This window comes from Stappia sediminis (genome assembly GCF_009826895.1).
Taxonomy (GTDB): domain Bacteria; phylum Pseudomonadota; class Alphaproteobacteria; order Rhizobiales; family Stappiaceae; genus Hongsoonwoonella; species Hongsoonwoonella sediminis.
Genome location: NZ_WUMV01000004.1, coordinates 1 through 14,445 on the forward strand (window position 1 = coordinate 1; position 14,445 = coordinate 14,445).

The following is a 14,445-nucleotide window of genomic DNA, read 5'->3' on the forward strand; positions in this document are numbered from 1 at the left end:
TTCGTTCCCGCCGTAAGGCCTTCGACAACAACCACGCCGACATTGTCGGCATGCTCGTGCACAAGCAGATGCGGTGCCTCCATGGAAACCTCCCGAATGCTATATTGAGCAAGCTGCGAACATGATAAGTCTTGTATAAGACATAAGATATAAAATCCTAGCTATGTCAATATCGATGGGCTAAAAATGAAGCTCGGGATTGATTTGGGGCTGATGGAAATGGCAGACACTTCGGCGGAACGGGCATTCGGCTTTCGCCCGCTCTACCTTCAGGTTAAGGAGAGCCTGGTTCGCCGGCTTATCGAAGGATCCTGGCAGCCGGGCCAACTCATTCCCTCCGAGATGGAACTCGCACGCGAAATCGGGGTTAGCCAGGGGACAATCCGCAAGGCGCTTAACTCGATGACGGCGGAAAACCTGCTTGTGCGCCGCCAGGGTCATGGCACCTACGTCGCCGCTCCGGAAGAAAGCAGGATCCTTTTCCAGTTCTTTCGGATTGTGCCGGACACGGGCGAACGCTCTTTCCCCACATCAAAGGTACTTTCCTGGTCGAAGGAACGGGCGACCAAGGAAGAGGCGCGCGATCTTGCGATCAGCCCCACATCATCCGTATGGCGGATCGAGCGGGTACGCTATCTGGACGACGATCCGCTTATCGTCGAATACATCACCCTGCCCGCAAAGCGATTTCCAGGGTTCGAGAAGCTCGGCGAGATCCCGAATAATGTCTACCGGCTTTATTCGGAACGCTGGGGTCTCACGATCGGCAGCGGGACGGAGCGGGTGAAAGCGATTACGGCGGGTGCGGAGGATGCAAAGCACCTTGGCTGCAAGGCAGGCGCACCGCTGCTAAGGATAAACCGCATCGCCTTCGATCTGGAGCGCAAACCCGTTGAGCTTCGCATCTCCCGCTGCCTTACCGAGCGGGCTCACTATATTTCCGACCTCAAGTAACCTTTAAAACTCCACAGCCCTGTGCGTGCGTGCGCTTTCTTCCGCCGCAGCGCCAATCATCACTGCTTTCAACCCGTCGTCCAATGAGACTTCGGGCACGCCGCCATGGCGCACGAGGTCAATGAATTTCGCGTGCTGGAAATAGGTCGAGCCGTGGTGGTCGCCCGCCGCAAGTACCGCCTCGTCGACCTCGACTTCTTCTCGGATTTCCCGCTTTGTCGCGCGTGGCGATATGGCAATTTCCGAATGCCGCTCCCGCCCATCGGGCGAGAAACGGGAAGGCCCGGGAATAAATGCATCCACACGCGCCCTATCGCCCGTGGCGGAAATGATTTCCTGCCAATAGGAACCTTCGGCGAACATGCAAAGGTCCAGCATTGCGCGCACACCATTCGCGAAATCGACCACGACGAAGGCATTGTCGAGAATGTCCGGGCGGCCTTCAGGGTATTCCTCATCGAGGAAATTGACGTCGACACCGCCCGATGCATAAACGCGAACGGGCTCGCTTTCGGCGATCAGCCGCATGAGATCGAAGAAGTGGCAACATTTTTCGACAAGCGTGCCGCCTGTCTTCGAATTGAAGCGGTTCCAGTCGCCTACCTTGCTGAGAAAGGGAAACCGATGCTCGCGGATGGAGATCATCTTCAAGTTCCCCGCTGTGCCATCGCGCAGCTCTTTCAGAAGTCGCTGGACCGGTGGCATATAGCGATATTCCATTGCCACCCATAAAGGCGCCGACCGCGCCTCCTGCATGGCCAGTACCTTTCTGCAGTCTGCGAGTGTCGTGCAGAGAGGCTTTTCAACGAGGATCGGCTTGTCGAGGCGCATCACATCCGACAGGACGTCGATATGCGTGTGATTGGGGCTTGCGATCAGGAGCGCATCGAATTCCGCTGCAGATAGCATCTCCCGGTAATCGGCAAAAGCCGCGCACCCCGCCCCCGCAAGATCGCGCGCGGTCAGGCGCATGCCCTCATCCGGATCGGCAACGGCAGAGACGCTCGCACCCGCAAGGAGCGCGATGTTGCGGATGTGCTCGTGCCCCATCATACCTGAGCCGATGATGGCATAGCGCACGGGCTTAAGATCGTTCTCAGAGCGTGAGGACGGGGATGCCGAGTGCGCCGGCGGCTTCTGCGAGAGCATCGCGGTGGTCTCCATAAACGAGCGCCATATGATGTTCGAGCGCGGCTCCCATGACGCGTTCGAGAACGGTTTTCGAGCCGGAATCGAAGCGCACGACCCCGGACGTGCCGGTAAAGGCCATAGGGCGTTTCAGCATCTCTCCGCCGCCGATGACGGCAAAAGTCTCACCCCTCGCCTGCGAAATGCGGAAGAAGGTGACGCGCCCGGGCTTCAACGGAAATTCGAAGAGGAGCGGCATCTTGCGGTTGGTGTGGATCGTGGCATCGATCCTCGTATCGGGATCAGCCATCGACATCGGCGCTTGTCCGCAGTGCCAGACAACGCCCGTGTCGTCCTCCTCGTCAAGGTCGACGAGATCGGCGAGGAAGGCCGGCGCATCCGAAATGCGCTGCAGGAGCAGTGTTGTCAGCGCGCCATAGACATCCGCCTCGCAGGCGCAAGGAACCCGCGCCTCCCCCATCATCGAGACGGGGCCGCAGACCGCTCCGCCATATTCGGTAAAGGTTTCCGGCCAACAGCGGATCGCGAAAGCATCGAAACGGCCCCTCGCCTTGATCTCTTCGATCGCCGCTTTGAGCCTGAGCGATCTATCGAGCTCGCCCTGATCTACATCGTCGAGGTTGCCGGCTATGGCTGCAGCCGCCGCCCGCACGCCAGCAGCCTCTTCATCGCTTACAGCTTTTGCGCCAGAAAAGAGCGTATCGAGATTCATCTCCTCCACGCTTACATTCGCAAGTGCCTTGAGCTTCGCCGGGTCATAAAGGCACGTGTCGAAACCTTCCGGCGGCGCACCGATGCGTCCGATGCGCGCGCCGCGAAGAGCCGCAACGGCCCCGGCGCCGGCGCCGGTCCCCGGTTCGAAGCGCACCATCGGCACAGGTTCGGAAACACGCCTGCCCACCAGAAGCTCATCGATTGCTGCCCCGATATCTTCCGAATCCGGGGTGGCGTAGAGATAGGAAAAGGCCCTTCCGTTCAGCCCGAGAGCATGGCCCGCGAGATTGAGCCCGCAGAAAGAGTTGAGCCTGAGCCTTTCGCCGACCCTGGGTTCGGGGATTGCCCATATGGAAAGTGGAACATCGAAGCCATTCGCGATTTCCACTGTTATCGAGGCGTCGGTGAAGGTGACCTGCAGGATCAGGATCTGCTCGGGCTTTTCCGCTTTGAGCGCCTCGACGGCAATTCGCGCCGCCGGAGCATCGAACAAAAGCTCTCCCGGACCCACGATCTCGTGCCCCGATGCCTCGAGCGCCGCAAGCATACGCGCAAGATTTTCCTCGGCGAATGGAACATCGAACGTCGGCCGCCCAAGCGGCAGGATACCGATGCGCGCCATCGTCAGAACCCCGAATATCCGCTTCGGAAGGAAGCGTCCGCCGGCCGGAACCGGGCTCCTTCATCGCCATAGCAGGTGTGAGCGGCAAAAGGCGCCGCCTCGGCGTCCGTCAGCGCGTTCAGATCGCGCATGTAAGCCGTGCCTTCGCCCTTCAGTTCGGAGCGCATTCTCTCCCAATCCGGGAAATGAGAGAAAGCGTCGAGCCAGATCGCGCGGCCTGCGAGATAGCCGCTCGCGCCGGCCCTGTAGGCATGGGTCAGGATGTTGCGGAACGCCCCTTTGCCGGCTCCTGCCGAAAGCATGACCCAGGGCCGGCCCGCAAGCCTGCCCATTTCATCGAAAGCGGCCTGAGCGTCTTCCCAACCTTCGCCGCCGACGCCCGGGACATCGCTCGCGTTCAGCGGGCTTTCCAGCTTGAAAAGATCGACTCCATAGGCAGGCTTGGCGAATTCCTCAACGGATTTCAGGACATCGTCCGTTTTCTTGCCCTTCATCTCCACGTAGTCCTTCGTCTGGTCGGCATCCTTGGCAAGCGGATAGACCAGAAGCTCGAAGACGAAGGGAATATCGTATCGGCTACATGCCTCGCCAATGCGCTTCACGAAATCCTGCTGATGGCGATTGACGGCCTCTCCCGCGTCGGGGCGATACCAGGCAAGGACCTTCACCGCATCCCCGCCCATACGCTTGATTTTCTCCACCGACCAGTTGTCGATCTCGCTCGACAGACGCCCGGCTTCGGTTTCCTTGAAAATGGAGTCTTCCAGAGTGACGATCAGCCCTTTTTCAGGAGAGAGAATATCAATTGCCTGCGGAACGGCGTAATGCGGGTCGAGCAGGAGGGCCGAACTGTCCCACTGCAACGTTTCGATCAAAAGCGCCTTGAAACCCGCGACATCCCCATAGGGCGCTTCATCAAGGCCGTAGTGCTTTGCAATCGGGTTCTTGATCGGCGGGCGTTGATCGACCGCCGTCATCTTGAAGCGGCCGCCGGCATCCGCCATGCGCCTCAGGCCCCAAAGCTTGCCGGGTGTAAGCTCGATCATGATCTTTCCCTCAAGAACTCTTCCACCTCGGCGCGTTTCGGCGCGCCCGACCGCCCGCCGAAGCGGGTGCATTTGATGGCGGCGGCCGCATTGGCAAACCGCATTGCCTCGATTTCCGCTCGCCCCTCGCCAAGCGCGAGCGCGAAGGCGCCATGCCAGATATCGCCCGCTCCCAGCGTATCGGCGACAGCCACCTGGAAACCGGGCTCATGGCGGACATCGCTGCCCTCGATCCAGCTCACGCCGTCTTCTCCCTGCGTCACGCAGATGAATGCGTCGGGGGCGGCATCAAGGGCATGGTAAAGGCCGGAAACAACGTCGGCCTTGCCGGAAAACTCACGCAGCCCCTGCTCGGAAAAGGCCAGATGGGTCGCAGTCTTGAGCGCGGACATCGCGATCTCCACCGGCGCTTCGACATCCATGATCGCCGGCTTCCCGCGCAGACGGGCCACGCGCATCAGCGCTTCCGCGCCCTCCGGCCAGCGCGTGTCGGCAAGCGCGACATCGAAATCTGGCAATTCCGCCTGTTCAAGCCAACTTGCGTCGCGATCCAGTGTTTCATCTCGAAAATTGACAATCTGACGCTCACCATTGCGGTCCACCAAAATCGAGGAGAACGACGACCGGTTACCCTCAAAACGCCTCGCCAAACGACAATCCACGCCTTCCGCTTCAATATCGGCGATGATCATGTCGCCAACCGCGTCCGCACCAAGTCTTGAGGCGAGAAACGCCTCGCCGCCGAGCCGTGCCACGGCGACAGCGGAATTTGCGGCGCAGCCGCCGCCGACAATTGCGGCGTCCTTCGCGCGATACTTCTCTGCCCTCCGCGGCATCTCGTCGATCGACAGCACGAAATCGATCACGGCGACACCTGCGCACAAGACGCTCGTCATTTTCATGCGGCTCCGACCTACTGCCCGCAGACTATCAATTCTTATATAAGATACAAGATTAGAGTCTTATCAAAAAGCGGGATTGAAGCCTTCGGACGAAATGCGGGCGGCACGTCTTGCCGCCCGCATTTCAAGCCAGGGAGGTTGTTATTGGTTGGCTGCGGCGAATTCGTCCGCGACGGTGGACTCGCATTGGGCCACTGCAGCATCGAGCTTATCGAGCCATTCGCTGCCGAACTGCTCGGTATACCAGCCGCGCATGCCGCTTGAAGCTTCCTGGAACTGCTTCTTTTCCTCCGGCGTCGGCACATAGATGGTGCCGCCTTCTTCCTTGAACTTCTCATACGCCTCGATGGAGCGGCGCATGGGGAAGGCGCGCGTCACCGTCTTCAGATGGTTCATGCCGTCGAAGACGATGCGGCGAAGATCTTCGGGAAGCTGCTGCCAGGCCGGCTCAGAGTACCACCACAAGGCGCCCATATAGGCGTGGCCGTCGAGCGTGAGGTTCTTCAACCCTGCTTCCGGGAACTTCATGTTCATTATGTCGGTGATGCCGTTCTTCGTGCCTTCCACGACACCCGTTGCAAGCGAGGTATAGACCTCCGGCCATGCGACGGCTGTCGGGTTCCCGCCCAGTTGGCGGACGAGTTCCTGCTGGATTTCAGCCGGAATCGTGCGAATTTTAAGCCCCTGAAGATCACCCGGGTTCTTCACAAGCTTCGTTGTGGTGCCGAAATTTCGCCATCCACCGGTATTGGAGACGACCATCAGGCGCATCGGGATGCCTTCTGCAAGCACGCCCTTGCGCAAGTCATTTACGAAGGGACCGTCGAAAACGCATTCGGCCACACGATCGTTCGCAAACATATAGGGAAGGTCGAGGACCTGGCCTGGACCGTAGACATTGCCGAAACCGCCGATCGTCGTGATATAGACCTCAAGCGTGCCTGCCTGCAGGTTGTCGAGGCATTCCTTCTCGTTGCCGCAGAACTGGCCGGAAGGGTAGATCTGGACTTCCGCACGCCCGTTCGAACGGCTTTCCACATAGTCCTTGAAGACCATTGAACCGTCGTAATCCTCATCCTCCGGCGAGCCGAGGAACGCGACCTTGATGGTGTAATCGGCCGCCTGGGCTGTGGACACTGCGCCCAAGGTAACGCCTACTCCGAGCGCAACGGCGCCTGCGGATGCCAGCAGTTTCTTCAAGAGCATTGCTTTTCCTCCCGTAGAATATTGACCACTCACTGTCCCAGTCCCCCGACAACGAGGGAACAGAGGCTTGCCCCGTCCGGGCATCTCGCAAAACCGGCAAGCGCCGGCAATGTCATGGAAAGGCTCGGGAAATAGGTAATAAGGAAGATCACGACCACCTCCACGAGCAGGAACGGCCAGATTGCCTGAACGATCCGTTCCACCTTTTCCTGCGCCACCGAGGACGCAACAAACAGCACAAGCCCCATGGGCGGTGTCGCAAGTCCAACGGTCACGTTCACGCACATCACAATGGCGAAATGCAGCGGATCGATGCCGATCTGCGTCATGATCGGCCCGAGAACGGGACCCAGGATCAGGATGGCGGGGCCCGCATCCAGAAACATGCCGACCACGAAAAGCAGGATATTCACCAAAAACAGAAGAATGTAGGGGTTGTCGGACACGCCCTGGATCAGCCGGGCAGCTTCGCGCGCAAGGCCGGAGACGGTCACCATCCAGCCGAACGTAACAGCAGCCCCCACAAGCAACAGGATGATGCCCGACTGAATGGCCGTATTTTTCAAAACGACCGGCAACCTTTGCACCGTTTCGCCCGCCGCCCGGCTCAGATCCGCCTTGAACGGAGTGTCATAGGCGTCCGCGGATAGGCGCCGGGGGGTCTTGCGGTTCCTTGCGACGACGAGCCGCCAGAAAACTTCCGCCACAGCAACCCAGCCGACGGCAAGCACGGCGAACAGCTTGAAGCCGACATGTTCGGTAAAGCCTGCGAATAATAGCAGCGTCAGCGGGCCGACATGGATATAGGCATGGGCTGTGTCCGAAATGAAGCGTTCCCACAGGTCAAGCTTGAGAAGCGTCGCCGCGAACACCGCATATAAAGCCGCGATCGCCGCCGCTTCGGTGGGCGTGTAGATACCGGAAAGGATTCCACCGAGCAGCAGGACCGGCGTCAGCAGCGCCGGGAAGGTTTCCAGAAACGAGACCGAACGCTCCCGCCAGGTCGATTTTCTAGCGGCGACCGGATAGTTGCGCACGCGCGAGAAATAGGAAGTGAGCGTCATCAGGCCGAGACCGATCATCAGGCCCGGCGCGAAGCCCGCAAGGAAAAGTCCTGCCACCGACACGTTCATGACGAAGGCGTAGAGCACCATGATCCCGGATGGTGGAATTATTGGCCCGATGACGGAAGACGCGGCCGTGATCGCGGCAGCGAAACGGCGCGAATAGCCGTTCTGTTCCATTGCCGGGATCAGCATCTTGCCGAGTGCCGAGGTATCGGCCACCGCAGATCCCGAAAGACCGGCGAAAAGGATCGACGACAGGATATTCACCTGAGCTAGCCCGCCGCGGACATGACCGATCATCGATTCAGAGAAGCGGACGATCGAGCGGGTGATTCCGCCCGAATTCATCAACTCGCCGGCGAGGATGAAGAAGGGCACTGCCATCAGAGGGAAGGAGTACATGCCCGTGTATACGGTGCTGAGAAGCTTTGAGAAGAAAAGCTGATCCTTGCCGTCGATGACGAGCGAAAGGCCCGGCGCGACAAGCAGCGCGAAGACAACCGGCATTCCAACCGCGAGCAGGACGAAGAATATCCAGAAATAGGCGAGCGACACGAACGTACTCCTATTCCGGTTCTTGCGGGGCGTGATGCGGCAGGTCTAGCGCTTCGCCGCCCCCCAGAAGCGCCCAGAGGTCGCGCAGGATCAACTCGAAGCCGACAAGCGCCATGGCGAAAAATGCGACGGGCACGGCCATGTACGGCCACGCCCAAGCGATCGGCACGGTGTTCACGCGGATGGCGAAGCCGCGCTGGACGAGCTGCAGGCTTTCGAAGAAGTAGCGATATATGATCCACAAAACGAGAATATTGATCGCGATGCGTATCGCGCGCAGCACCTTGTGCGGCAGCATCTCGACAAGCATTTCAATTGCCACATTGCCGCCCGAACGATAGGCGAACGGCGCGACCATAAAGGCTGTCGTTACCATAAGGATCAGGGAAACGTCCTCAACCCAGCTCAGCGAATTGTTGAGTACGTAACGGAAAAACACGCCGGCGATAACAAAGAGCGTCATCAGCGCGATAAAGCAGGCCGAGGCAAATACTCCGGCACGCCCGATGCCACCGTTGATACGGCCGAGAAATTCAATGAGAGCGCGTGTTGCCTGCATCGAGCTTTGGTCTCCTCCCAAGGCCAAGGCGCAAGAAGCATCATCCGCCGCATGCCGGCTGACTGCCGAAACCCGCCCGATTTTGCAAGCGACCGCGTTTTGGTCTATCGACATTAACAGGTCTTATATCTTTTACAAGATTAAAGCGCGGCGAGACTTTCGCCGGCCTTTCGCCCTCCCGGCCAATCGTTCGAATCCGCCTCAAGAATTGATGATGCCCCCATCGATGTTGATGCACTGCCCCGTCACGTATGAGGAGGAAGACCCCATGAGAAAGGCGATCGCGCTTGCGACTTCCGAAGGTTCACCAAGCCGTTTCATAGGAATTTCGCGCGTTACCCGTTCAAGGCCACGCTCCGCGATGAGTTTCGCGGGCATGCCTGTGTTGATGAGGCCGGGCGCAATTGCGTTCACCCGCCAATCGGGCGCGAAGCGGCGTGACATGGCCCGCGTCATCCCCACGAGACCGCCCTTGGCTGCAGCATAAGGTACATGTTCCCAGGAGCCGCGGCGAAAGGCGAGCGAAGAGGTGAAGACCATCGCCCCTGCCCTGCCTTTCGACGCCTTTTCCATGACGGCATTCGCCACCATATAACCGTTTGTAAGATTATGCCGGATCGCGCGCTCGTAGACGCCCATGTCGTCGATCGCCTGCGGATCCGCCTCGAAAACACCGGCAAGATGCACGAGTCCCGAGACCTGGTCTCCGGCATCGGCCACGACTTTCCTGCAGGCGGCCACATCCTCCATTCGGGATGGGACGAAGGAAAACTCGCCGGCAAGATTACTCGCTATCTGCCGCAGTGGCGCCAACGCTTCATCCGAAATATCGACACAGACGATATGCCGCTCGGCAGATGCCAGCGCCTTCACGGTCTCCCGGCCTATGCCGCCTGCCGCACCCGTTATGATGACCGATTCCATTGCCGCCTCCGTGGACGTGAAGCTCTATCTCTTATATAAGATATAAGTATTACGAACAGCCCCCTCTTCCGCTGCGGTTCCATGCGCCTTCCGGAAACTCCCTATGTCGGCCATCTGGCCCAGTTCCTCTCCATCACAGTGTGGTCGAGCGGGCTTATCGTTCAAAAAAGCCTGACCGGCGTCGCCAATCCGGCATCCATCCTCATGCTTCAATTCGTAGGGGCGGCGGTTATTCTTTGGGTGGGTCTCGCGCTGCGCGGGCAGCTTCCGCGTCTCAACAAGCGCGCACTCGTTTCCTTCTGCTGGGGGACGATGGCGCCTGGAATGGTGCTCGCGTTCGGCCTTTTCGGTGCGGCGAGAACGGACGGTGTCAGCGTCTCGCTGATATGGGGGCTCGTGCCCCTGCTTGGGCCCGTGCTTGCGCGTATCGTGCTCAAGGAGCCTTTGCCGTGGACATTCGTGGCAGGCGGCTTCATCAGCTTTGCGGGGCTTTTGATAATCACGGCGAACAGGGAGTCGATAGGCGCCAGCGACATGACCGGCAATGTACTGGTCTTCATCGGGGTCTTGTTTGCCGCCGGCAGCCATGTCGTCGGCCGTTTTCTCAACCGTGGCGCGGTACCCTGGTATCAGACGGCAACCCTCCAGGTGACGGGAGCTGCATTCGCGACAAGCTGCCTTACCGTTTGGACGGGCTTTCGGCTTGATGTGGCAAGCGAGCCGGGCGCTTTCTGGTCCCTTTCCTATCTCGTCCTCATCATGACGGTCGTGAACTTTCTGGCATTCAATCTGGCGCTGTCGCGCATACAAGCCGCCTGGGTTTCGCTCTATGTCTCCCTGGCGCCGGCAATCGGGACATTTGCTTCGGTTATCCTGCTTGGCACAGTCGTTCGACCCGTCGATATCGTGGCGATCGCGGTCATCATGTCGGGCGTGGCCATGCCCCATATCGCGCGGCTTTTTGCGCGGAAATTCCGCACAGCCAAAAGCTGAAACGCTCGCCCGAACTGTGGTTTGATTTGCCCCGCCTTGGGTCCTTCGGTACGAATTCCCGAAAAGGACAATCGCCGATGAAACAGAACCGCCGGCACGAGTACATCCTGTCGTCGCTCAAGACGCGCCAGTTCTGCGCGATTACACAGCTCGCGAGCGAGCTTGGCGTTTCGGATGAAACGATCCGCCGGGATATCAAGAAACTCGACAAGGCCGGGAAGGCGCGCCGCGTCCATGGTGGTGTTACGCTCATCACCGATGCGAGCGAAGGCCCTTTCATCAGCCGCCTGGAGGAAGGGGCCGACGCCAAGCGCAAGATCGTGCAGGCATATGCGCGCAGCATTCGCGAAGGTTCGCGCATCTTTCTGGACGGGGGTACGACCAATTGCTTTCTTGCCCGTGAACTTGCCTATGCGCGCGGGCTCACCGTCGTCACCAATTCGCTGGAAATTGCGCATATCCTCGGCCGGCACAAAGGCATTCGCCTCATTATCGCGCCTGGCGAAGTCGATCATGACGACAATGCCGTTTATGGGCCGGAAGCGGTTTCGTTCATCCGGAATTTCCAGCTCGATACTGCAGTCTTCACAGCCGCCGCAATCGACCTGTCTCAGGGCGGCATATACGACATCAGGCCCGAAGAGGCTCACTTGAAACGCGATGTCGGAGCCCTTGCCACCGACCTCGTGGTGCTTGCGGATGCAAGCAAGTTCGGCAAACGCGGTTTTGTGCGTTTCTGCAACGTCATCGATACTTCGATGATCGTCACCGACGCTTCACTATCGAAAAACCAGCGCGCGCTCGTTCCCGCCGACGTGCTGACGATCGTCGACACGGAATGAACAGGCTTCATTTCCGCAGCGGAAAAAGTGCTTTGCCCGCATCCCGTGCGCTCGTGACATCCGTACCATGTTGACAGGTGCACTGCGCGAATAGGATACCTTGTCGCCTCTCGTTGCCGGTAACCGCAGGTTGGTGACTGAATGTGCGAGGTTAATCGCAACCGCCAACGCCAGCCGCGGTATCCCTGTCCTCCTCGCCCTACCGGGCGATTTTCTTATCCTGAAAGGTTGTCGCCTTGGCCGATTTCGAGATTGGTTCGCTCCTGATCCTCGGCATTGCCTTGCTTGCGACGGGTGTGATCGCAGGCATCATCGCCGGTCTCTTGGGCGTTGGTGGCGGCATCGTCATCGTGCCCGTGCTTTATCACATGCTCACGGCACTCGGCGTTGGAGAGAACGTGGTCATGCATGTGGCGGTCGGCACGTCGCTTGCCACGATCCTTGCGACGGGCACTTCGTCCGCCCTTGCCCACTACAAGCGTGGCAGCGTCGACCTCGACCTCCTGAAACGCTGGTGCATACCCATTGCCGTCGGCGTCATCGCCGGCACGATCATCGGCGGCAACGTCAGCGGCATGGTGCTTTCGCTCATCTTCGCGACCGTCGCGCTACTCGTCGCGATCAACATGATCTTCCGCAAAGACGGTATCGCGCTGGCCGGTCAGCTTCCCGGCACGCCCCTGAAAGAACTTCTCGGTCTCCTGATCGGCGGTATTTCGGTGATGATGGGCATCGGCGGGGGAACGTTGAGCGTGCCGATCCTCACCCTGTTCTCATATCCGATCAGGAAGGCGGTGGGCACGGCCTCGGCAATCGGCCTCATCATCGCTGTTCCGGGTACGATCGGCGCGATCTATTACGGCCTCGGCGTCGAAGGACGGCCCTCCTGGTCGCTCGGTTACGTCAATCTTATCGGCTTCCTTCTGATAATCCCGGCGTCAACCCTGTCTGCCCCCTGGGGCGCGCGCATCGCCCACGCCATAAACCCGCGTGCGCTGAAGATCGTCTTCGCGTTGTTCCTCGGCTTTACGGGCCTCAGGATGTTCTACGATGTTCTGGGGTAGCCGGCCGGTTGCCGAAATTGGGTAGACCTGTCAGATTACCGGAAAGCCGGCAAACTGACGGATTGTTTGAATGCGCGACTTCAAGGACGATCTCGACCGCCGCCTCGTTGCGCTTCTGCAGTCCAACGCGCGAATGGCGACATCGGAGATAGCGCGCAAGCTGAAGGTCGCCCGCTCCACGGTTCAAGAGCGCATATCGCGGCTCGAGACCTGTGGTCTCATAAGCGGCTACACCGTGCTTTTGTCGCGCACGCCGGAGATCGAGGCCGTGCATGCGCTTGTCATGATCGCGGTTGAGCAACAGCAGGTGCGGGAGACGATCAAGCGTCTGGAAACGCTTCCCGAGATCCGCACCTGCCTTACCGTTTCCGGCGAGTTCGATCTTTTCCTGCGGGTGGAAGCGCCACGCCTTGAAGATCTCGACGAGGTGCTGGATGAAATAGCCGCAATTCCAGGCGTGCGGCGATCGCGATCATCTATCGTGCTTGCCTCAAAATTCGACCGCGGAAACGATGTGGAGCGCAGTGTTCCGATAATCTGACGGATCATCCGACAAATCTTATTATCACGATCCAGTTTCCGGCATTTTGCTGGATAATCCGCGACTCTACCAAAAGGTACACTTCTGCTCAGGTGATTCTGAGGAGGAGAAATCGAATGACCGCATGGCCCGTGCTGATCGTCGGAGCCGGAAAGATCGGCCGTATGATCGCTTCGCTGTTGACCGGCGCCGGCGACTATGAAGTGACGATCGCGGATCGCGACGCGCTCGCCCTTGCCGCAGTAACCCGCCCCGGCGTGAAGACGGCAACCGTCGACGTCTCCAACGAAAATGCACTGGTCGATGCGCTTCAAGACAAGAAAGCGGTTCTTTCCGCCGCCCCCTTCTTTTTGACGGAGACGATTGCCAGGGCAGCGAAACGGGCCGGCGCGCATTATCTCGACCTCACCGAAGATGTCGCCTCCACGAAGGCGGTAAAGGCGCTGGCGGCAAAGTCCCGCACGGCCTTCGCCCCGCAATGCGGCCTGGCGCCAGGCTTCGTATCGATTGCCGGTCATGATCTTGCGGCCCGTTTCGATGAACTCGATAGCCTGACGCTGCGTGTAGGCGCCTTGCCCCGCTATCCGACCAATGCGCTGAAATACAATCTCACCTGGTCCACGGACGGACTCATTAACGAATACTGCAATGCATGCGAAGCCATCGTCGACGGTGAACCGGCGATGGTTCAACCTCTGGAAGGATACGAAACCTTCTCGCTCGACGGTGTCGACTACGAAGCGTTCAATACGTCGGGCGGCCTCGGGTCTCTGGCCGAAACGCTATCCGGCAAGGTGCGGTCGCTTCGCTATCTTACCGTTCGCTATCCCGGGCACCGCGACATCATGCGCCTTCTTCTTCAGGACCTGGGCCTGCGTGACCGGCGCGATCTGATGCGCGACGTGCTTGAAACCGCAGTTCCCGTGACCAAGCAGGATGTCGTGCTCGTATTCATCACGGCTTCGGGCACCATCGGCGGTTTGCGCGAACAGATTTCCGCCGTCTACCGCGTAACGGCGAAGGATATGGACGGAGAGCTCTGGAGCGCCATCCAGGTTACGACCTCGGCCGGCATCTGCGCAACGCTCGACATGATTCGCGACGGCTCGCTTTCCGGGGCCGGCTTCATTCGCCAGGAAGAAATTCCACTAGCCCGTTTCCTTAACAACCGTTTCGGGAGTCATTTCGACCCGGAAAACTCGGGAAAAACGCCTGCCGGAGTACGAAAGCGCCTCGTCGCGGCGTAAAGCCGCCAATCTTCCGGGAATTGCTGACCCTGTCCCCGTGTTGGCTATACTCAGCGACAC

Annotated in this window: 14 protein-coding genes and 1 pseudogene; 6 read left to right on the forward strand and 9 right to left on the reverse strand. The window is 59.4% G+C overall.

Annotation, left to right across the window (positions count from 1 at the left end):
* A pseudogene (locus tag GR183_RS21970) lies at positions 1–83 on the reverse strand (flagellar biosynthesis protein FlgA); the annotation flags it as partial.
* Positions 84–186: 103 nt separating this feature from the next.
* On the opposite strand from GR183_RS21970, the gene GR183_RS11780 reads away from it, so the two are divergent.
* A complete protein-coding gene (locus GR183_RS11780; protein ID WP_202396062.1) occupies positions 187–954 on the forward strand; it encodes a GntR family transcriptional regulator in 768 nt (255 codons plus the stop codon).
* 3 nt (positions 955–957) lie between these two features.
* Here GR183_RS11780 and GR183_RS11785 read toward each other — a convergent pair whose 3' ends face one another.
* The 8 genes from GR183_RS11785 to GR183_RS11820 form a co-directional block, all read right to left on the reverse strand.
* Positions 958–2,103: a Gfo/Idh/MocA family protein gene (locus GR183_RS11785; RefSeq protein WP_160775845.1), complete on the reverse strand. Its 1,146-nt coding sequence runs from the start codon at positions 2,101–2,103 to the stop codon at positions 958–960.
* Positions 2,051–3,439: an L-fucose/L-arabinose isomerase family protein gene (locus GR183_RS11790; protein WP_160775846.1), complete on the reverse strand. Its 1,389-nt coding sequence runs from the start codon at positions 3,437–3,439 to the stop codon at positions 2,051–2,053. The genes GR183_RS11785 and GR183_RS11790 overlap by 53 nt, the downstream gene beginning before the upstream one ends.
* Positions 3,440–3,441: 2 nt before the next feature.
* Positions 3,442–4,485, reverse strand: a complete 1,044-nt coding sequence (locus tag GR183_RS11795; RefSeq protein WP_160775847.1) for a tagatose 1,6-diphosphate aldolase — start codon at positions 4,483–4,485, stop codon at positions 3,442–3,444.
* Positions 4,482–5,381 carry a PfkB family carbohydrate kinase gene (locus tag GR183_RS11800; protein ID WP_160775848.1) on the reverse strand — a complete coding sequence of 300 codons (900 nt, stop codon included), beginning with the start codon at positions 5,379–5,381 and terminating at the stop codon, positions 4,482–4,484. The genes GR183_RS11795 and GR183_RS11800 overlap by 4 nt, the downstream gene beginning before the upstream one ends.
* Before the next feature lie 147 nt (positions 5,382–5,528).
* Complete coding sequence (locus GR183_RS11805) at positions 5,529–6,593, reverse strand: TRAP transporter substrate-binding protein (protein ID WP_160775849.1); 1,065 nt, start codon at positions 6,591–6,593, stop codon at positions 5,529–5,531.
* A gap of 29 nt (positions 6,594–6,622) precedes the next feature.
* A complete protein-coding gene (locus GR183_RS21975; RefSeq protein ID WP_160775897.1) occupies positions 6,623–8,167 on the reverse strand; it encodes a TRAP transporter large permease in 1,545 nt (514 codons plus the stop codon).
* Between the two features lie 58 nt (positions 8,168–8,225).
* Positions 8,226–8,774 carry a TRAP transporter small permease gene (locus GR183_RS11815; protein WP_160775850.1) on the reverse strand — a complete coding sequence of 183 codons (549 nt, stop codon included), beginning with the start codon at positions 8,772–8,774 and terminating at the stop codon, positions 8,226–8,228.
* A gap of 201 nt (positions 8,775–8,975) precedes the next feature.
* On the reverse strand, positions 8,976–9,698 hold the full coding sequence (locus GR183_RS11820) for an SDR family NAD(P)-dependent oxidoreductase (protein WP_160775851.1): 723 nt from the start codon (positions 9,696–9,698) through the stop codon (positions 8,976–8,978).
* 81 nt (positions 9,699–9,779) lie between these two features.
* Here GR183_RS11820 and GR183_RS11825 point away from each other — a divergent pair, with 81 nt between their 5' ends.
* The 5 genes from GR183_RS11825 to GR183_RS11845 all read left to right on the forward strand — a co-directional run bounded on the left by GR183_RS11825 (position 9,780) and on the right by GR183_RS11845 (position 14,385).
* Positions 9,780–10,691 carry a DMT family transporter gene (locus GR183_RS11825; RefSeq protein ID WP_160775852.1) on the forward strand — a complete coding sequence of 304 codons (912 nt, stop codon included), beginning with the start codon at positions 9,780–9,782 and terminating at the stop codon, positions 10,689–10,691.
* Between the two features lie 77 nt (positions 10,692–10,768).
* Complete coding sequence (locus GR183_RS11830; protein ID WP_160775853.1) at positions 10,769–11,533, forward strand: DeoR/GlpR family DNA-binding transcription regulator; 765 nt, start codon at positions 10,769–10,771, stop codon at positions 11,531–11,533.
* A gap of 236 nt (positions 11,534–11,769) precedes the next feature.
* On the forward strand, positions 11,770–12,597 hold the full coding sequence (locus GR183_RS11835) for a sulfite exporter TauE/SafE family protein (RefSeq protein WP_160775854.1): 828 nt from the start codon (positions 11,770–11,772) through the stop codon (positions 12,595–12,597).
* 70 nt (positions 12,598–12,667) lie between these two features.
* A complete protein-coding gene (locus GR183_RS11840; protein WP_160775855.1) occupies positions 12,668–13,138 on the forward strand; it encodes an Lrp/AsnC family transcriptional regulator in 471 nt (156 codons plus the stop codon).
* 116 nt (positions 13,139–13,254) lie between these two features.
* Positions 13,255–14,385, forward strand: a complete 1,131-nt coding sequence (locus GR183_RS11845) for a saccharopine dehydrogenase family protein (protein WP_160775856.1) — start codon at positions 13,255–13,257, stop codon at positions 14,383–14,385.
* Positions 14,386–14,445: the final 60 nt, after the last annotated feature.